This window comes from Pseudomonas sp. IT-P12 (assembly GCF_949767465.1).
In the GTDB taxonomy this organism is placed as follows: Bacteria; Pseudomonadota; Gammaproteobacteria; order Pseudomonadales; family Pseudomonadaceae; genus Aquipseudomonas.
On sequence record NZ_CATKPY010000011.1, the window covers coordinates 682,351 to 702,533 of the forward strand.

Here is a 20,183-nt window from a genome sequence, read left to right on the forward strand (position 1 = left end):
TCGCAAGGGCAATGGCACTCGTATCCATAGGGCAAGTGGAAAATCTCGAAGACCTCGTACGCGATCTGCAGGCCATCCATGAGGCCCTGGAGTTATCCTGCCGAGCACAGGTTGCCTTGGCAGAGCACAAGTACGAAGACGCTCGAAACGCCTCACAGCAAAGCGAGGGCTTGCTGGACATCGCCATGCAGCTGGAGCTGGACGCCAGCCAGGCCTCCGTGGATGCCCGACAGGCCGTGGACACTGCATACGCCAGTCTCGACGCTGCCGAGAGCTCGCTGTCCAGTTGCATCGCCCAACCGCTCGCCGAAGACGGGTCGAATCCTGATTGCTCCTGGGAGCACGACTGCGCTGAGCAGGCCAGAGCCGAAGTGGACCAGGCCTGCAACGCACTGGAGCAGGCACGGGTCGATCACGAACGGGCCATGGAGAACCGCATGGCCATGGAACGTCGCCTGGAAATGACCAGGCAAGCGGCCTCGATGGCCGCGCAGGCACTGGCGCAAGCGCAGCAAGAGTGCAATGCACGGCTTCTCGGCGTCGGCCAGGCCATCGCTCTAGGTGTTGCACGCCTTTCTGCTGCCCAACAAGCGCTGGAGGCCTACCTGGCGACCCATCCCGTCGCTGCGGACTTCCATTCCTGGCTGAAGTGGGACCCGGTAAAACAGGGTGGCGTCGTCACACCAGATGTACTGCGGGATCGAATGAACCTGTCGGCGGAGCATCGGCAGATGCTCCAGGAGTACCTGTACGAACGAAATCCCGAGTATCGGGCGAAGGTCGACAGGTTCCGCGAGCAATGGGTTGCCGCGAAAGGCGATGTCGAGCGCAACGGGGTCGTGCGCAAGGTCCGCATCGAGCTGTGCGGCGAATTCGGTGAGCAACTGGCTCGCCACGCCCTGGCGCCACTGGGTGGTCGCATCGAGACACAAGGGCGGACGTTCGTTGGCGACAACGGCCGCTACACCAAGACCGACCTGCTGATAACCGACCTGCGTGTCCCAGTCGTACTGGGGCGTGGGCCGGGCATGGGGGCACCGGTGGGCGGCTCGCTGGCGTTGGAGGTGAAATGCGGCAAGGCCCAGTACCTCTTCGCGCAGAAGGACCACATGGTGTTCCAGGCCGAAGGACACAAGCGAGCGGATGCGCAATGCACGCTCTGCTCGCGGGACATCAAGGACCTTTCGCCCGAGAAAGAAAAAGAATTGCGCGATGCCTTGCGCGAGGCGGGCTCGCCTCTGATAGGCATGCTGCCGAGCAAGAACGAGATAGACCGGTCCTGCCTTGATTTCATCCGCCAGAGCCAGGAGGAACAGCCATGAAAGTGCGATTCGCCATAGTGGAGCCTGCCATCCTTGAACAGGTCCGGGCAGGAGTGGAACAGTTGCAACGCGCGGTCGATACCGGCGACATGGATGACGTGGACGAGGCCACGGCGCACTTGCTGAACTTGACCGCAGGCTGCCGCTCGATCGAACTGTCCGAGGAGCGGTGGCAGAGGTTCCTGAGCGAGATCAGGCGCGAGGATCCGGACTTTGAATCCCGTTACCTGCTGCCGGGCAAGCGTTGTACGTCGTTGTTTCCAGGCATCTCCACCGATGCGCATGTCCTGGAAATCCCCATGGACGATGAGTCGGGAGATGTCGATGTTTGACGATGTCATGGGTCTGATGGCAGCCTGCGCAAACAGGTTCAACACTGGGGTGCGGGATGGATTCGGCATCTCCATCGCCAACGAAGTGCTCTCCCCGATCCAGGAGAACATCGCCTGCCTGCGGAATTTCAACGAAGACTACCAGCGTCAGGTCACGGCCATCGACGGCATCCTCGAGGAAGCGCAAGACGTCGGAACTTCCCGAGGGGAGCGTGATGTATGAAGGGATCGCCCGAGCATCCGGACCAAATCGTCTCCAGGGTCATGCAAGCCATCGCCGACTATCAGGAAGGCCTGGCCCGCATCGACCGTGAGTTCAATGCCGCCGCGAGCAGAAGAGAGCAAACCCTTCAGGGGCTGCGCAAAGACTTGCAAACGCCCCTGGCTGCCTCGACGGAAGAGGCCTTGCGGCGGCTGGCAGATGAAGAACGACAGACGAACGCCAGCCGCGCGCAGCGGACAACGGCCTGGCGATCGGCGTTCGTGCGGCAATGGGAAGGTATCGCCACGGACGCGATGCGTTCGGGTGAGCGGCTTCGCCGCGAACAGCCAGCGTTGACGGAGCTGGTCCCTACGGCATCATGGGCGGTCACAAAAATGCCTGCGCGTCTGTACCTCGGTTCCCTGCAACTGGGCTTCGAGGACCTCTGCTGTTCGACGCCAAACGCCATCCCCTTCCCGTTCTCCAGCGCCTTGGCGTTTTCCCAAGGCCACACGGGCCATGCTCAGTGGATATCCGGCCTGCTGCTGCGCTTGCTTTCTGCCCTGCCCCCGGCGCAGCTGGAGTTGACGTTCATCGATCCGCTGCGACTGGGACAATCAGTCGAGCCGTTCCTGCCCCTGCTCAAGGTCGAGCAACTGGTACCGGCACAACGGGTGCTGACGCGCGCGGACGAGATCGAGACTGCGCTCGGCCGGCTGACGGATGACATCGAGGAACTGCTCCAGCATCGCTTCAATGACGAGTCCGCGAACTGGTCGGCATACAACGCGAAGAACCCCGACTGCCGTCTTGCGTACAAAGTGCTGGTGCTGTTCGATGCGCCAGAGCAACTGTCCGAAAAAAGTCTGTGGTTCCTCCAGCGATTGTGCGAGAACGGCCCGCGCTGCGGCGTCCTGCCGATCATCGCGATCAACGAGCACCGCCTGCAGGACCAGCGCTACGAGAAATTCCGCGCAACCGCAGCACAGGCTGTCGCAGCGTTCGACGCCCTGTTCGCGACCTCGTCCGTCGCGCGCAACGGCCTTTCATCGAGCTGCAAGACCGAACAATGGCCCAGGCAAGAACAGCTAGGCCCCTACCTTTCGGCGCTCGCCGAAGAGTGTACCCGGCAGGCGCGCTTCAGCCGGTCGATGAAGGATCTCTGGTCCGGTTTCTCCAAGGGCGCCACGACCTGCATAGGCTTCGACATCCCGATCGGCTGGTCAACCGCGGGCACGCCCGCTTCCTTCGTCCTCGGTGCCACAACGTCCGAACACCATGCACTGCTCGCTGGCAAGACAGGGTCAGGCAAGTCGAACCTGCTGCACGTCCTGATCCACTCCCTGTGTCAGCGCTACTCACCGGCGGAAGTCGACCTTTATCTGCTGGATTACAAGGAATCGACGGAATTCAGTGTCTATGCCGACCCGCCCCTTCCCCATGCCCGGTTGGTCGCCACGGAAAGCGATCCCGAATATGGCATCACAGTCCTTCACCACCTGGTGGGTGAATTGCAGAGGCGCGGGCGCATGTTCAAGGAGAACAAGGTCTCTGACTTCGCTAGTTTTCGCGCCAGCACAGGTGAGCAGCTACCCAGAGTCCTCCTGGTCATCGACGAGTTCCAGGTGCTCTTCGCCGGCACACGCTCAGTGGCAGAGGCGGCAGAACAATTCCTGTCGCAACTGTTGAAGCAGGGGCGCTCATTCGGCATTCATGTCCTGCTCGCGACGCAGACTCTCAAGGGCATCAATGCCATGTCCCTGGGGAGCATCATCACCCAGTTGGGCTGCCGCATCGCCCTGGCCTGCGGCCAGGAAGATTCGGCGATGATCCTGGGCGCGAACAACTGGGCCGCGGCGGAGCTGCAGAGCCCGCCCGAGGGCATCATCAACAATGACAACGGGGCAAGGTCCGGCAACGTCAAGTTCCTGATACCCCTAGCAGACGGCGACACTTGCCGCGAAAACATCAGCACGCTGGCGCAGCATGCCTCGCGTCAGGGCATGGCGGACAAGACCCGGATCTTCAATGGCGCCCACCTGCCTGAGCCGCCTTGCGCCACTACCTACCAGAACGTCTGTTCAGGGGACGGTGCCCTGCTCCTCGGGCAACAGCTGACGTTTGACGCCGACATGCTCACGGTCCCGCTCATCCAGCGCACGGCCTTCAATGTCCTGTTCAGCGGCTATAACGATGCCATCCACGACGGTTTGCTCAACGCAACGCTGTCCAGCCTGGTGGCATCCAGCCGTTTCGACGAGATCATCTTCTTCAACGCCCGCGGCGTCGCCGCGAAAGGCGAATTCACCTCAGGGACGCGCGCGCCCGGCGGTCCCGTGCAAGTGTTCGACGACATCGCGGCACTCCCGTTGCAAGCGATAGCCGATGCCATCGGTAGTCGCCGCGTCGCCTTGATCATCGACGGTCTCGATTCGGAAAGACTGCTGCACCCACCGACCGCGTTCAGGCCCCCCAAGCCGGGTGAACCACTCGGCCCTGGCGATCTGCTCAAGCGCATTGCCGAGGATGGCCCGCGTCAGGGGGTGTTCGTATTCGCCTTCGTCGAGCGCTGGCAGCGCTGCGCATCGACCTGCAAGGAGCTTCTTTCGTACTTCGAACTGCGCCTGGGGTATTGCATGAGTGAAGATGACGCCGGCTCGCTGGTCTCCACCGGCATCGGCAAGTTCAAAGGTCTCGAAAAGCCCAACCGGGCCGTTCTGGTAAACCGAATGACCAGCGAAACGACCTGGTTCCGCCCCTACGTCGCCAAGAGTTCCCTATGAAGAAGTTTTTGCTCACCTGGTATGGCATCACGGACTTTCGCGCGTCGCTGGGATTCGAAAGCACGGAAGGTCCGATCGCCGCAGCGCTGGCGGCAGAGGACTATAGCGAAATCGTCATTCTTGGCTACACGCGAAACGACCTCCAGGATCACGTGTCGACACCCTCCTGCGCGGACCTGGCGACACGGCTGGCGGCGATCCATGCTGCCAACCAGCAACAGGACCGCGGCGTTACCAACGATTTCGTCTCCAATTTCGCCAATACGCCTGCCGCCCACGCGCACTTCGCCCGCTGGCTGGAGACGCAACTGCCACGGTTTGCCAGGCAGGCACGCATTTCGCTGAAGAGCGAAACACTCCGCGAGCTGAACGACTCCGAAGGCATCTACGCCTGTGCCATGCGCGCCCTGGATTTTGTCGCCAAGGCCGCTGGCGAGAAACTCGTAACGCTGTACCTGAGCCCTGGCACGCCGGTCATGGCGTTCATGTGGGCACTGGCGGCCCTGGCTCATCCTCACCTGAAGAAACGCCTCATCGTCTCGCCCGTTGTCGGCAAACCGCCGGAAGCCATTGCCCTGCCCGCCGAATGGCTGGAGCGCCACGGTGCCAGCCAGGTCGCGATCGGCAATGCCCACAAAGGGTTCGCCGTGACCTATCACCTCTTCGGCGAGCAACGCATGCCAGCGCTGCTGGGTATCCGCCAGTTCGCCTCCGACCGGCATGTGTTCGTGAACTCCCTGGACTTCCCGGCGGCCTGCATGAGCGCGTTCGTCCAGGAAGCGGACTTCGACGAACTCCCGGTCAACCCGTGGGACGCCATGGACGTGCAGGAAAGGATCATCGCCCACGCCAGGACCTTGCCGCCTGGCTCGCATATCGGCATGAACCTTACCGGCGGCACCAAGCTGATGTTCGCCGGCGCGCTCTCCGCAGCCCGCGCACTGGGTGCAGTGCCCTTCTACTTCGACAGCCGCAACCAGCGCGTGACCTATGTCGATAGCCTGCGTCGGGAGACCATCCGGCCCATCGACTCGATCGAAACCTTCCTGCTGCTCAATGGCGATGGGTTGAAAGTGTCGACCGTCGAGCCCCGGGACGAGTTATCGCCGGACCGACGCCGCCTGACCAAGACACTGTGGAAATACCGGAGCAAAGTCGCTGACGCCTACCCCGAATTGTGCAGGTACAACAACGAACACGAAAGAAGCCTGCAAAGAGGTGAGACACTGATACCGTTTCGCATCGAATGCCACGGGTTCGTATTCGCCTTCACTCGGGGAGCCGAGGCATCGGTTGTCGGCAACGGCCTGAACCTGCACTTCAAGCATTGGGCGGGCTTCGCCAAATACATGTCCGGTGGCTGGTTCGAAGAGTTCGTCTATCTGCAGTGTAAAACCTACGAGGAGCGCGGCGTCATCCGGGACCTGCGAATCAACCTCACCCTGCAACTCAACCAGGACGGTTCATTCCATCGCGACGTGCAACACAACGAGCTCGACGTTACCTTTACCGACGGGCATTCGCTCTACATCGTCGAGTGCAAGGCGGGCAAGGTCACGCAGGAGCAAGTGATGAAACTGCAGAACCTCGTCCGCTTTTATGGTGGTGTCGAAGGTCGCGGCATCGTCGCCTGCTGCTTCCCTCCAAGGTCGGACTCAGTGCGCAAGAAAATCAGCGACGCGAAGCTGGCACTTTGTTGCGGCGGCTCCTTCCTGGAACAGCTCGATAGCTTGATGAGCGGGATTGCCGCACGCGCCAGGCTGGCCAGGGAGCCGGCATGACGCTCTTTCTGGTGTGCGACACCTCCGGCAGTATGAGCGAAGGAGGCAAGCCATTCATCACGAGGACGGTGGTCACGACTATCGCCCAGTGGATGCTTCTGGCGGGTAGAAAGGAACAGATCAGGTTGTGTGCCTGGGGTACCGAAGCGGTCTTCGACGACTGGACCATGACCGACGACTACCCGGGACACATGCTGGTGTGCCGCGGCAACTCCAGCGCGACCGCCCTGACCCGTCTGCTGGGTGATTCACCGAACAGAAAAATACTGCTGCTGACCGACGGTTTCTGGTCCAGCACCGATGCCCGACACCTGAAACAGTGGCGGTCGCGGCTTCCCGACGACTCGGTACGCGTCATCAAGATCGGTGCGGACGCCAATCCGCAGCTCAAGGGTCCGGACGTTTTCCTTGCCGAGGACCTGTTCGCTGCGCTGGACGAATGGCTGGAAGCGCCCTCGGCATGACGCTGTGGAAGAGCTTCGGTGCCAGCGTTCCAGGCCCCGCGCACCTGGCTGCCGGCCTCCCCAACCAGGACGCATGGGCAGCCTTCCACCGCGACGGAGGAGACGGCATCGTGGTTTCCGACGGCCTCGGTTCGAAGCCGCTTTCCAGTTTCGGCAGCAATGCAGCCTGCCAGGCTGTAGCACAGGCTTTCCGCTCCCGCACCGAAGCCGACCCGGCGCCCCTGCTACAACGCATTACGTCGAACTGGCTGTCTCTCGTCGCACCACTCGAACCCCGTGATTGCGCCGCCACGTGCCTGTTCGCCTTCCGGGCGGGAAACGGCGTGATCCACCTGGGAATGCTGGGCGATGGCCTGGTCGCCGCAATCAGGTCGGATGGTTCGGTGATGTCCCTGGCGGACGACAAGTCGCAAGGCTTTTCCAACATCACGGCAGCACTTTCCCAGCGTGTATCCGAGCGGGATTGGCATGTCGCCTCGCTGCCGGAGCGGGATTGCCTGGCCATCCTGCTCTGCTCCGACGGCGTGGCGGACGACCTGGAGGACATCCCCGGCTTCGTGACCGGCTTGATCGATGCGCACCGTTCGCTGGCTGCGGTCACCGCCAGCCGGCGTCTTCAAGCGATGCTCGAGAAATGGCCCACCCCAAAGCACAGCGACGACAAGACCATCGCCTGTCTCTGTCGCGAGGAGATTCACCATGGACAAGACTGAAGGAACACCGCCGCTGTGCGACGAATACGGTAATCACCATACGCTTGCCGATGAGCTCGCCAGGGGTGGTCAAGGCGTCGTGTTCCGCACCAAGGACGCGGACCTGGCCATCAAGCAACCGCTCAATCCCCAAGGTGAGCCGGACACCAGCAGCGACCTGCTTCAACGCTTCAAGAATATCCGCCTGCTGCCCCTGCCACCGCGCATTCCACTGTCGTTACCCCTGGCCATCCTGCGGGATCAGCCAGGGTACGTGATGCGCCTGCTAAACGACATGACGCCCTTCAGCGTCTTCGATCTCGACGGCAAGACGAAAAAGGTCCTCGAAGAACAGCAGCTCATTCTTCCTGAATGGCTGGCGAAGGTCCCTGACAGGGACTTGGCATTGCATCTCGTCCATTACGCTCGCACGGGCTCGACCCGCCGCCGCTTGTTCGCGCTGTCGGAATGCGCCGCCATCCTCGCCCGCCTGCATTGTGCGGGCATCGTCTATGGCGACATCTCCAGCAACAACGCCTTCATCGGTGCGCAATCGAACGATGTCTGGCTCATCGATGCCGACAACCTGCGATTTGAATTGGCCAGCGGAGGTATCTCGGTCTACACGCCGGCTTACGGTGCACCGGAAATGGTGCGGGGCATCGATACCGCGCGCCCACGCTCGGATTGCTGGGCATTTGCCGTCATGGCCTTCAAGACCCTTGCACTCTGCCATCCGTTCATCGGCAAGGCAGTGCTCGAGCCCGAGGAAGATGACGGTGGCTGGGACTCCGAGCCAGATGAAGACGGCCAGACCGCCGACCTGGATGAACAGGCGTACGCGGGGAGTCTGCCCTTCATCGATGACGCGAAGGATGATTCCAACTCTGGGGTTGGCGGGCTGCCGCGTGCGCTGGTGGCTACGCATGAGCTTCGCCGGCTCTTCCAGGAAACATTCGGGGCCGGGCGACTACAGCCGCATCGCCGCCCCACCATGGCGCTCTGGGCGATGGAGCTGAAAAAGGCGTTCGACCGCTCGCTGCACTGCAATGCCTGCACGATGAGCTACTTGTTCGACGAGCACACAAACTGCCCTTATTGCGATGCACCCCGTGCGCCGTTTGCCTGCGCCCAGACATCGCGGGGCGAGATCGTGATTCCCTCCACCACCCGGCATTTCGCCCTGCCGCACCGACTTTTCCATCCTTTTTCATTCGAGCATAACGAGACGCAGGCGTACGAAGTCGACCTTGACTTCGCCGCCAGGACGGCACGTCCTGTCCGAGGCACCCCTGCTTTCCCCGATAGCTTGACCTTCACCTTCGAGGCGGGCGTGCAATGAAGTTCCAGGACATACCAGCCGATATCCTTACCATCCGCATCCTACCGGTTGGTCACGGCTCGGTAGAGTGGCGCGACCAGGCCGTCTATTCGATCGAGAACGATCTCTCGCGCCCCAATGAGTTCGACCTGCGTCTCAAGGACGCAATGATCGCGGTGCAGACCGTCACATCTATCGATAACCGGCGGCTGAACGCCGAACTCGCCATTGGCCGCGCACTGCTCGCGCAACTGGCCAATCGTGCTGCCGACGGCAGCATGGAACTGCAGATCGCCTTTTTTTCCGGCCCGTGCCTGGAGATGGGTGAACTGGAAATCGGCGTGGACGACTATGTCGAACGAGCAATTGCAGACCTCGAGCGCCGCAGAAACGGTCCTAAGGGTGAACAACTCTACAAGCTGCTGGAGCGCCATTTTTGCTTTCGGCAAGGCGACATCGACTTCTTTTTCCTGACCGCAGGTCCGGCCATCGACGAGATGCTCAAGCCCGACCCCGTCCAGGAAGAGGAAGCAGTAGACGCTAACGACCTGGTGCCGGATCCGGAATCGCAAGCTAGCCAGGACGCTGCGCCCAGTGCCGTACAGCCCGCTCGAAGCCAGCAACCAAACCGCAGCAACTCGTTCTGCATCAGCGGGAATGGATTGCGCTTCGTAGCGACAGAGACGCCGTTACCCCAGGGCAAATCGATTTTCCTCACCACACGCTTGACCAAGGCCCGCAAGCATCCGGACCGTGCACTACGCCTGGTCAAGGGCAAGCTTCACTTCGCAGACTGGAGCCGGACCGGACATATCCGTCTCCTCGCCAAAGCGCAGATGACAGCCTTGACTCAGGACCACGTCAGTTACTTGAGGAAATGGGATGAGTTCGGCGATCTCGAAGGTGAACTGCTGCTGGACAAGGCGCGCCTGGTGGGGGTATTGCACGTCGCCGACAGCGTCGAGAACAGGGACGGAACCGTGGCCGTACGCGTGACCCAAGCCTCCGAGGCCGCACTCAAGGCCCTGGAAAAGGGCCAGGTCGGCGAACTCCGGTGGGTAGAGGAACTCCCGGACTATCTGCTGGATCCCGCCCTGCGCTTCAAGGATTTCGCCAGCAGCATCGAGCACACGGAGGAACGGGAACCCACGCCCCCCCAGGAAGAGACACAGGTCAGAAATAGGCATTACGGGGTGAGCGAGTTCGACAAGGCATCGAACACTCTCAAGTTCAAGACTGAAAGGCTACCGGAAAATTCGGGCATGCTCATCCTCTCCCTGGCAGGCGAGGTTGCCCAGATCAAGCGCCGCCTGGTGGCGCGCCGGATGATTCTCGAAGGCCGGGCCGCCAATCCCCAGCTCGGCCTGCTGATCGAGGAAAAAGGCGTCATTACGCAGACCCGCAGGCCGTCACCTGTCAAGCCGCTGACGGCGTTCGTCCTGGACAAGGTCTTCAAGAACACGCCCACGCCAAAACAGCTGGATGCCATCAGCTGTGCCTTGGAAACCCCAGACATCGCCCTTATCCAGGGACCTCCCGGAACCGGCAAGACTACGGTCATCGCGGCCATTCTCGAGCGTTTGAACGAAATGGCGGACAAGCGTGGCATCGCCATCAAGGGCCAGGTGCTGCTGACGGGGTTTCAGCACGACGCGGTCGAGAACATGATCGAGCGGCTGTCGCTCAATAGCCTTCCCGTTCCGAAATTCGGCAAGCGCTCCAATGCAGCCACGGATGACGCCAGCCTATTCGAGGAGCGGCTCGATGAGTGGTGTGGGAAGCTCGCCGCCGAATTGCGTGACCGCAACCCGCAGATCGCCGAAATCGAACAGGAAACGGAGATCAGGCACCTGTACCTGCAATACCTCCAGACGCCGACACGGGTACTCGGTGCCCGCCTTGCCTCCCGGATCGCAGCGCTCGGCATTGCGGTCCTGGGCGAGGAGCGGGTACGTCAGGCCGAGAACCTGCAGAAGAAAATGGGCCTGGAAGAAAAGCTCAATGACACCAGCCACCAATGGCTCGACGTTGTGCGTCGCCTTCGCTGCCGGCCGGAAAGCTTTGCCGACGACGGTCCCGAGCGCGCCGCCGATGCGCTGGTCGATCTCGGCGAGGTGCTGGACAGCGAGGATCTTGCGTTGCTCGACGATGCCAGCCTGTGGCGTAACGAAAATGGCCTTCCGCCGTTCCTGCAGCGGTTGGCGGCACTGAAGAGGACGCTGCTCACCCGCTTCAGCGCCCCCCCGGTTTTCCGCATCGAGAAAGCCAACGACGAGATCGTCGTCCTGGCAGACGTAGCAATCGAGCAGATCAAACTCAAGGGACACTCGGGCCGGGACAGGAAGTCCGCCGCGCTGGCGGAGTTTCTCGCCCAGCTCGACAACAATCCGCGCGCCATGCTGGAGGCTGTATCCGACTACAGCTTCGCCTTCGCCGCGACGTGTCAGCAAAGTGTCAACCGCAGGATGCAATTCCAGAAAGGCATCAAGGGGGGCGACACCAACCTGAACCAGCAGCGCCTGGAATACGAGTACGTGATCGTCGACGAAGCCGCTCGCGTCTCGCCACGTGACCTGATGGTGCCGATGGCACAGGGCAGGCGCATCATCCTGGTCGGCGACCACCGCCAGCTGCCGCATATTATCGATGACGAGGTCGCACGCCGGATGGAAGACGGCGAAAACGGCCCGTCGGAAACCGACTGGCTGAAGAAATCGATGTTCCACTACCTGTTCTCGGAACGCCTGAAAACCCTGGAGGAAGGCGACAACATCACTCGCCGGGTCACGCTGGACAGGCAGTACCGCATGCATGAGCTGCTGGGCGACTTCATCAGCCGCAACTTCTACGAGCGCTTCGACCCCTCCGAGAAGTTCGGCTCAGGAAGGCCAGCAGTCAATTTTGCCCACGCCCTCCCCGATACCGGCGGAAAACCCGCCGCGTGGTTGGAGGTACCCGTGGAAAAAGGCAAGCACCGACGCAGCGGGACCAGCTGGATTCGCCCGATCGAGGCCACGGTGATCGTGCACCAACTGCTCGCATGGATGAATTGCGAGGCAGGCAAAGACCTGACTTTCGGGGTGATTTCCTTCTACAAGGCGCAGGCCGAGTACATCAGGCAGCAGCTCGGCACGCTCGGCGACAATGACAAGCGACTGCGTATCGGCACGGTTGACTCGTTCCAGGGCATGGAGTTCGACGTGGTGTTCCTATCGACGGTGAGGACCGTGTCGCAGTCGTGGAAACCCGCTACCGATGACCGCGAAAAACAGGCGCAATCACTGTTCGGTCACCTTTGCCTCTACAACCGCCTGAATGTCTCGATGAGCCGCCAGAAGAAACTGCTGGTGGTGGTCGGCGACCCGAGCCTGCTGGATGGCGATCTTGCAACCGAGTTCATTCCCGGGCTCGTTGATTTCCATAAGCTCTGCCGCGAACAAGGAGTCGTGCTGGAATGTTGAAACTTCTGGATTACGGCACCCCTGATCCCTTCGGGGCAATTGTCGGCCGACGCCGCAATCTGTCCTGGCCCGTCGATGCCTACCGGATCACCCTGCCCAGGCCTGACGAAGACGGCCTGAGCCTCAACCCGTTCGAGCAGGTCATCCTCAGTCTGCTCTCCCTTGGGAGGATGACCTCACAGGCACTGGCCGAGGACACGTGCATTCCGCGCGACCTGGTCCAAAGCATTCTGTTGCGCCTTCGGGACAGAGGGTTGATAGACGATCTCAACAGCGTCCTCGAAGCGTCCGACAGCAACACGGCAAGCGAGGCCAACAACCCGGCATTCGTGACCGCGCTGCTGTTTCGCGAACGGGTCAGCGGGCAGGTCCTGCCCTTCATGCAACTGCTGGAGAACCAGCCGTTGTGCAAGCAGGAACAGAAGCAGGCCGCCTACAGGATCCGATCCATCAGTACAGGATCCGCACCGCTCACCCAGCGCGATGTGATCAAGGTGGCGCGAGCGATGCAGCGCAGATCCGCAGTTTTCGGGAAGGGGCAGCAATTGCCCGCACTGCACAAGATCGTGATCATGGACAAGCCGGAACAGTACTACCTGGACTGCCCTATCGCCATTCAGAGACGCGACGGCGAGTTCCGCATCGCAGACCCCTTCGGCAACGGTTTTTCACTGATACTTGAACGGGCATTCGAACAGTTGCTAGAGCAGGACGAGCGTACGGCGGACTGGCTGGGCAAGTGGAAGGCAGCGCTGCGTCAGCCACGCTCGCCATCCCCCGAACAGCGTGCAAAAGAACCCTTCGACACACCTTCCAACCAGTTGCGCTACCCCAAGCTCCTCAGCAACTTGCGGCTGCTGCCGAACGCCGCGTTCCGCTCGATCGCCCAGCTCTATGCCGCCGTGGAGTGGTCGTTGTTCCATGCGTGTGCCAGGCGCCCCTTCGAAGGTGATATTCAGCGCTTGAAATTCACCCCGCAGGCGGAGCACGCACAACTGCTTGGCCTCGCGGCCAGCAAGGTTGGGCTGCTACCACCGGGAGCCGGTTTCAGGCCTGTCCGGGAGGGCAAGCTACGGGACTTCCAGGAGGGAAAGGCAGAGCTGGAAACGCTGCTCGCCCTGAGCATCCTTCGCGCGCAGGACGATGACTCTCATCCTTTGCGACATCTGGCCGCGCGCGATCCCGCACTGATCAGCCACCTGTTCGAAATCAAGAAGGCACGTGACGAGAAGGGGCATGGGAAAGGCAGTGCCGACGCCCCGGAATCGGAGTTGCTGGCAGAACCGCTGGTGCGCGAGATCATCGAGACCATGGTGCCGGAGGTGGCCTTTTCCCGCGAGCCGACCGCCAGCAGCAACCCTGACGCCTATGCGGACGTGTTGCTGGATGCCCGTGCTGGCATCCAGGACGAGTTTGGCTTCGGCGTATTCAATCGCCTCGGGACGAACGTGAAAGAGCGGCTCGTCCATGCGGAACGGGGCTTTCTCTCTTGGCAGGAGGGAGAAGACGCCCTGGCGTTCGCCCGCGACCTCTATGCGGCTGTGCAGTCCGTCCTCGAGCTGTCGTTGAACCATTGGCTGCCACCGGACATGGCAGATGCGCTGCTGATCGAGGTAGCGCAAGACAAGGCCATCGCGGCCGGCCTGTGCCATCGACTGCCGTCAAGTCTGCACACCGTGAGGGCTTCGGTTGTACGCCAGACGCTGCAAGGCAGCGGCCAGTCGCTCGGGGCCTGCATGATCGCCTTCCTGCTGATGGCCGACGAGCAGACCCTAAAGTCGATCGCGGCGACCCAACCGACCTTTGTCGACGATGTAGCCGCGCTCATCTCCAGACGCGGGCACGGTAATGAACCACTGCCACTGGCAAGTACGGATGTCGCGAAGCTGCGCGAGGCATCGTACAAAATCATCAAAACACTGATCGAGGTATAGGAAATGGAGCACTCCGACAAGAGGGAAGACGTCGCGAAGCAGGATGCTGCCGCGCACCTGCTGCGTGACGCCGAAATCGCGCTCCGCGAAGCAGCTATTGCCAAGGGCCAGCAAACCCTGGAGGAAAAAGAGCAGCGGCTGACTTCCCAGCAAGAGGCCCTCGCCAGAAAAGCCGCCGAACTCAGCAAGCGGGTAGAACAGCTCAAGGTCGTCGAACAGCAACGCGCAGCGAGCCATGACGAAGAGCGCGTAGCCTTGAATACGGAATTGCGCCAGAAGCGCGCCGAGGGCGAGCGCCAGATGTCGGAAATCCGCGAGCAGCAGCTATCGGCGCTGGAAGAGGAACTTGCCAATCTCCGGGGCAAACGCCTGTCGGAAGTGTCGGCCGCCGCCGACGCCGAGCGCGAGCGCATCCGCGAAGAGCTCAGCAGGCAGCGTGAGGCCTGGACCAGGCAACAGGACGAGGCCCGCGCGCGACTGGATGCAGAAGTGTCCGAACTGGCAAGGCAGAAGGGTGCATTGACCGCCCTGCAAGGCGAAGTGCACGGGCGAGCGATGGAACTGGAAGCCGCCGAGCGCAACCTGGAACGCAAGGAGCAGCGGCTCGAGGAGCACGCCAGGCGGCGTAGTGAAAAATTCGCGGACGAACTCGAGAGCAACCTGGAGGAAGAGCGCCGGTCGCTGGAAATGCAGAAGCAGTCCTGCATCGAGGACAACCGGCGCCTACGTGAAACCGTTGCCAAACAGGCCGACCTGCTGGGCCTATTCGAGCTCCTGAAACGCCAGCTCGGGGACACGGACCCGTCCGAGATCCTGCGAAACCTGAACAGCCAGACCGATGAACTGAAGCGCCTGCGCGAAGAGCTCGCCAACCGGCCCACCGAGGAGATGCGCGACAGAGCCCGCGCGCTTGAAAGCGATACCAAGGCCCACAAGGCCCGGGCGGATGAGCTTGAGCGACAGATCGCGATCAGGGAAGCGGAGTATGAACAGGTCGGTCAGCTACGCCGGAAGAACTCCGAGCTCACTGCGGAAAACCAGTCATTGATGCAAAAGGCTTCGATCTTCGAAGGCGCGGCAAACGAAGCGCAAGTCGAGCTCGACCGGCTGCGGTCCGCTTATGAACGCCCTGCCGAGGTCGAGGCGCGGCACAAGGAAATCGAACGGCCACATTTCGCCGTGGACCGAGCCAGGCTACCGGTGAAGGCGCAGATCGACGAGCTGACCTGGCTCAGAGGTATCGGCAATGCGTGCAGCCACTACGGCCTGAGTTTCAACCCACGGATCCTCAACGCCTTCCACACGGCCCTGAAGACCGCAGAGTGGTCGCCCCTGACCGTGCTCTCGGGCGTCTCCGGTACCGGCAAGTCCGAACTGCCGCGCCTGTACGCCCACTTCGGCGGCATTTTCTTCGAGCCGCTGTCGGTGCAGCCAAACTGGGACTCGCAGGAGTCCATGCTCGGCTTCTTTAACTCAATCGACAACAAATTCGACGCCCAACCGGTGCTGAACTTCCTCGCACAGAGCCAGAAGCCCTGGAGCGAGGACTACCCCGGCCTGTCCGAGGCCATGTGCCTGGTCCTGCTCGACGAGATGAACCTTGCCCATCCGGAGCTGTACTTTGCCGAATTCCTGAGCAAGCTCGAACTGCGCCGTGGCAGGAAAGGCAGCGACGTGCCCTGGCTGCCGGTGAAGGTCGGCGCAGGCATGCCAGCCTACAAACTACCGCTGGGCCGGAATGTGTTGTGGACTGGAACGATGAACCAGGATGAAACCACCAAGTCTCTTTCCGACAAGGTGCTGGACCGCTCCATCATCGTCAATTTCCCGCGGCCGACTGAATTGAAACGCCGCCTGAGATTGCTGCCGCTCGATGAGCGCAATCGCGGCCCGGCGCTGCACAAATCCGTCTGGCAAAGCTGGTTGGCAGAGGGCAGTAGCTTCTCGGAAGACGAAGTCAAGCCGTACATGGCCTTCATAGAGGCGTTGAATGGAGCACTCTGCGTGGCTGGCCGGGCACTTGGCCATCGGGTATGGCAATCCATCGAGTACTACATGGCCAACTACCCGGAGGTCCGGGCGGCGAAGAATGACAACTCCCCATCCCGACTTGCCGAGGCGATGCATACTGCGTTCGAAGACCAGCTGGTACAGAAGGTCATGCCCAAGCTCCGCGGCATCGACACCCGCGGCAAGAGCAAGACCGACTGCCTCGACAAGATCCGCCACCAGTTGGACAGGGGCATCGCTGGCCGTCCTTTCCACCTCACCGAGGACTTCGATATTGCCTGCGAACTGGGCTACGGCCAGTTCATCTGGCAATCGGCGAACTATCTCAACGCGCCTGGTTCGTCAACAGCGCCGACACAGGTCGACCACCCTGCCCCCACAGCCTCGAACACCCAGGAAAAGGGGGAATAAACGGCCATGACCAGTGAGCACCTGTCGAGCCTTGACTCCGTGCCCCGCAACAAGGCCCACGACAGCACCGCCATCAGCGAGGTGCTCGAGCAGTCGGACTGGTTCTGCCATGCCGTCGACTTCGACCCCAGGAGCGGGCAGGCACTGCCGCAATCGCTGTCGGTGTTTCTGGCCAGGATCGAAGGTTATTCACCGCCCGAGACCGGGTCCCCGTACCGCGACCGCCTGTGGCGCATCACCGAACATTGCAGCGCGGCGGTGGATAGGCTTGTCCACTGCCTCAACGAGGCTCCTCGCCGGGAACACGCTTTACTGCCCGCCCATGCGGTACGCGAACTCGATGCCAACAGCTTCATCAAGCTGAGCAATCGCCCGGGACGCACACTGAGGGAAAAGCTGGCAGGCAACCCCTATCTGCAAGGCGTTCGGCGCTCCCAGTCCGTCGACCTGCCGGAGAACCGCCTGTTCAAGGCATGCATGGTGAGTCTGGCGCAATACCTGGAGCTGTGCGTAGAGCGCCATGAACACCAGAACGACCTGTTGTTGACGATTCTGTCCTGGCTGCGCTCCGGCGAAGCGCGGGACATTGGCCGCTGGGAGAACCTGCCGCCCAACAACACGCTTTTGTCACATCGCGATTACCGACAGGTATGGGACGCCTGGCGTTGGCTGCAGTCCCTGGAGGATGACACTGCTCGCGACCTGTCCGAGGTCCACGCACGTCGCCAGACCCGGCATCGCTGGATCACCTACAGCCGTATATGGAGCGAGGGCCGCCACTGCCTGGCGGACATGCCGGTTTTCTTCGACTTCGATACCTTCGAGATCCGTCCCTGGTTCAACAGCGTCGCGATGCAGTCGGTACAGGAAAAGATCAAGCGCGGCGCCAGGATCGAAATCCATACACCGGTGTGCGTCGATCTGGCGACCTCACTCCCACGCTATGCTGCGGGCAAAATGGCCAGGCACCTACCTGGTTCTTTTGCATGGCAACTATGGCAAGGCGAGGATTCCGAGGTAGCACTCGGCCTGTTTACCTCCGACGCGATCTATCGGCACCCGCAGGTGACGACCCTATTCCCGACGGACCTGTTCTTCTCCCAAGCCGCGCACGAGCACTTGGAGCGCGCCGCACGCGCTTTCACCGGCAGGCTGCAGGAAATGTTCAGGCACGACACGCTGATCTGGCTCGTGCCCGATGTCCTCAATGATTTCGAACTCGACGTCACCCGACGCAATCTCAATGCTCGCTTCCAGGGCGCAGTGCCCCTGCCGCGCAGTATTGCCGCTACGATTCAACACGTGGACTACTCGAAAGTGAGCGCTGGCTATCCGATAGTCGTGATCGACAATGTCGGCGGCAAAACCTGCGTCACGAAACTGGTCGCCAGGCTCGAACCGGCCCTCAAGGACAAACTCCCGGAAACGAGAGGTTTCTACTGGGAGCGGCATCCTTCGGTGATCATTTCGGACACCCCAGCGGATGAGTCGGAACCCGGCTGCGCCATTACGTCCATCGATGGCCAGAACCAATGGCAACCGCCAGCTATCGCCGCCAGGCCTCCCGTCCTCGACAACTCGGTGCTGAAACAGGACCCGCGCATCGGCGGCTTCGCCTTCGCCATCACCGTGACGCAAAGCCCGGTATCCGGAGGCCTTCATTTTCATACGCTGCAACAACGTGCGGGAGATATCCCCCTGTGGCGCGACGAGATACCTGAACTGACGATCAAGGTGTTCAAGGACGGACGTCCTCAGCGCTTCCAACTGGTGTCCCGTGGCACGACGGTCACGCCGATCCGTGGCAGGCCAGTCAGCATAGAGGTAAAGGAAGATTTCACCCTCCCGGCGGACAGGCCGTTCTACCAGTTCCCCCTCTTCCTGGGCGACAGCCGCGAAGACTTGGGCTACTCGGCCCGCCTGGACTCCTGCGCGTTTCCACTCAAGGAAAATGTCGACTGTGCGCTCCACCTGACGTTCGAATACGGTGCGGACGCCCCCTATCAGCTGACCTTCATGCCGCGCAATGGCGCGTTTGCACAGGTGCAGGCTACCTGGCGGCGTACCAGGGACCTGGTCGTCAGCGATGCCCCCGCTCCGGAGTACCCCGCTCCGATGGCCTGGGCCGATCTGCGTCATTTGCCAAAACCCGGCAGCAGTGAAACCACTGACTTGCTCAACTGGATAACCCGCGCGATCGCACGACTGGACCAGGATATCTACATCCGTCCCAAGGCCAGGGCCAAGGCCGTGATCAACAAGGAGTGGCGCCCTGACAAGAACGGAGGCTATTTCACGTTCGCTACCACCAGCGCCACTCAGGAACGAGTGTTCATCCATCAGAAAAATATCTTGGACGGACATGTGTACACGGACTTCGGCGTTGGCGACACCATTTCATACGAACGCCATGAGCAGGGCGGCAAATGCTCTGGCCGTCGGGTTGCCGGCGAGTATCACGAGGAGGTGGAACGACTCAAGCGGTTCGACGAAACAACCAGCAAGAATCTCGTTATGCAGATCCGCAAATCTGTCTATTACCCCATCATCCAGATATGGCGCGATGGTCGCTCCATCGACGATATCGACTGCCCCGGTGTTTTTGCCAAAGCAGCCCGCAGCAATATCGACTACCTCGTTTCTCTGCTGCAGGAAAACGATTTTCCAACGTCGGTGAAAAGCGTAATTCTCGTGCTGATGTGTTGCATGCACAAGGACGTCCCAAGTGGCTTCATCCAGCATCTGTCCGGGCAGCTCGAGAACGGCAGCATTCGCAACCCACAAGCCATTGGCTTCGCCCTGGGACGCCTGGATCAACCCTGGCAGCGGGCGCTTTTCTCGGGCCTCATGCGCAACATCACGGAAAGCGTTCTGCGCACCTTCGCTTGTGCGATCTGGCGAGACCGGCACTTCGTTGAACAATTCGAAGCGACCCAAATGACAATGGTGCTGAAGTCTCTCAACCTGGCGTTGGGGCAGATCAATCCATGCCCGGGGATAAAAGGTGCCGATGACAACAGAGCTGCTGTCAACTGGATGCGCACAACCACCGAGTTACTTGAACTCCTGCTGGGTGTGCTTCGAACGCGAGATGCAGCGGATATGCAACTGAGGATGTTGCTCCAGCCTCATCAGCAGATCACCAAGGCCTTGACCCGCAGCGTCGAGCGGGTGAGCGAACTCGTTGCACAATCGACTGTCGCTTTGTCTTGCCGGGTACAGATCAATATCGAAAAAACCGAAGGTGATCATACCCCGGACCTGCTTTTTGCCCTGCGCCTTTATCTGACCGGCGACGATGGCGCGAACGCGATCCACATAACCAGAATTTCCGACAGTCAGGACGCATGATCAGCGCAAACCCAGGCGAAGGTGCCTGGGTTTGGTGAGGTTGTGGTCGACGATGGGCGTTGTAAGGCTTCGTACGCGGGAGTAACGGGAAGGCCGCGCTTGCTGGGCATGCTGTGTCC

The 20,183-nt window shown here is 61.3% G+C and carries 12 protein-coding genes; all 12 read left to right on the forward strand.

Going from position 1 to position 20,183, the window contains the following annotated elements; translation table 11 throughout:
- Positions 1–11: 11 nt before the first annotated feature.
- The 12 genes from ACM6IM_RS06255 to ACM6IM_RS06310 are packed head-to-tail and all read left to right on the forward strand — an operon-like array spanning position 12 to position 20,064.
- Complete coding sequence (locus ACM6IM_RS06255; RefSeq protein ID WP_414864532.1) at positions 12–1,322, forward strand: hypothetical protein; 1,311 nt, start codon at positions 12–14, stop codon at positions 1,320–1,322.
- Positions 1,319–1,654: a hypothetical protein gene (locus ACM6IM_RS06260; protein WP_414864533.1), complete on the forward strand. Its 336-nt coding sequence runs from the start codon at positions 1,319–1,321 to the stop codon at positions 1,652–1,654. Before ACM6IM_RS06255 ends, ACM6IM_RS06260 begins: the two co-directional genes overlap by 4 nt.
- A complete protein-coding gene (locus ACM6IM_RS06265) occupies positions 1,647–1,877 on the forward strand; it encodes a hypothetical protein (protein ID WP_414864534.1) in 231 nt (76 codons plus the stop codon). The genes ACM6IM_RS06260 and ACM6IM_RS06265 overlap by 8 nt, the downstream gene beginning before the upstream one ends.
- Positions 1,874–4,639 (forward strand): FtsK/SpoIIIE domain-containing protein, encoded by a 2,766-nt coding sequence (locus ACM6IM_RS06270; RefSeq protein WP_414864535.1) that lies wholly within the window; start codon positions 1,874–1,876, stop codon positions 4,637–4,639. The genes ACM6IM_RS06265 and ACM6IM_RS06270 overlap by 4 nt, the downstream gene beginning before the upstream one ends.
- The gene (locus ACM6IM_RS06275) at positions 4,636–6,420 is read left to right on the forward strand and encodes a Card1-like endonuclease domain-containing protein (protein ID WP_414864536.1); all 1,785 of its coding nucleotides are present in this window, start codon (positions 4,636–4,638) and stop codon (positions 6,418–6,420) included. Before ACM6IM_RS06270 ends, ACM6IM_RS06275 begins: the two co-directional genes overlap by 4 nt.
- A complete protein-coding gene (locus ACM6IM_RS06280) occupies positions 6,417–6,884 on the forward strand; it encodes a VWA domain-containing protein (RefSeq protein ID WP_414864537.1) in 468 nt (155 codons plus the stop codon). The genes ACM6IM_RS06275 and ACM6IM_RS06280 overlap by 4 nt, the downstream gene beginning before the upstream one ends.
- The gene (locus ACM6IM_RS06285) at positions 6,881–7,597 is read left to right on the forward strand and encodes a PP2C family serine/threonine-protein phosphatase (protein ID WP_414864538.1); all 717 of its coding nucleotides are present in this window, start codon (positions 6,881–6,883) and stop codon (positions 7,595–7,597) included. Before ACM6IM_RS06280 ends, ACM6IM_RS06285 begins: the two co-directional genes overlap by 4 nt.
- Positions 7,584–8,918, forward strand: a complete 1,335-nt coding sequence (locus ACM6IM_RS06290) for a serine/threonine protein kinase (RefSeq protein ID WP_414864539.1) — start codon at positions 7,584–7,586, stop codon at positions 8,916–8,918. Before ACM6IM_RS06285 ends, ACM6IM_RS06290 begins: the two co-directional genes overlap by 14 nt.
- Positions 8,915–12,358, forward strand: coding sequence for a DEAD/DEAH box helicase (locus ACM6IM_RS06295; RefSeq protein ID WP_414864540.1), 3,444 nt, complete (start codon positions 8,915–8,917; stop codon positions 12,356–12,358). The genes ACM6IM_RS06290 and ACM6IM_RS06295 overlap by 4 nt, the downstream gene beginning before the upstream one ends.
- The gene (locus ACM6IM_RS06300; protein ID WP_414864541.1) at positions 12,352–14,292 is read left to right on the forward strand and encodes a hypothetical protein; all 1,941 of its coding nucleotides are present in this window, start codon (positions 12,352–12,354) and stop codon (positions 14,290–14,292) included. The genes ACM6IM_RS06295 and ACM6IM_RS06300 overlap by 7 nt, the downstream gene beginning before the upstream one ends.
- A 3-nt stretch (positions 14,293–14,295) precedes the next feature.
- Positions 14,296–16,713: a chromosome partitioning protein ParA gene (locus tag ACM6IM_RS06305; protein ID WP_414864542.1), complete on the forward strand. Its 2,418-nt coding sequence runs from the start codon at positions 14,296–14,298 to the stop codon at positions 16,711–16,713.
- 6 nt (positions 16,714–16,719) lie between these two features.
- Complete coding sequence (locus ACM6IM_RS06310; protein ID WP_414864543.1) at positions 16,720–20,064, forward strand: DNA-binding protein; 3,345 nt, start codon at positions 16,720–16,722, stop codon at positions 20,062–20,064.
- The last annotated feature ends 119 nt before the right edge of the window (positions 20,065–20,183 follow it).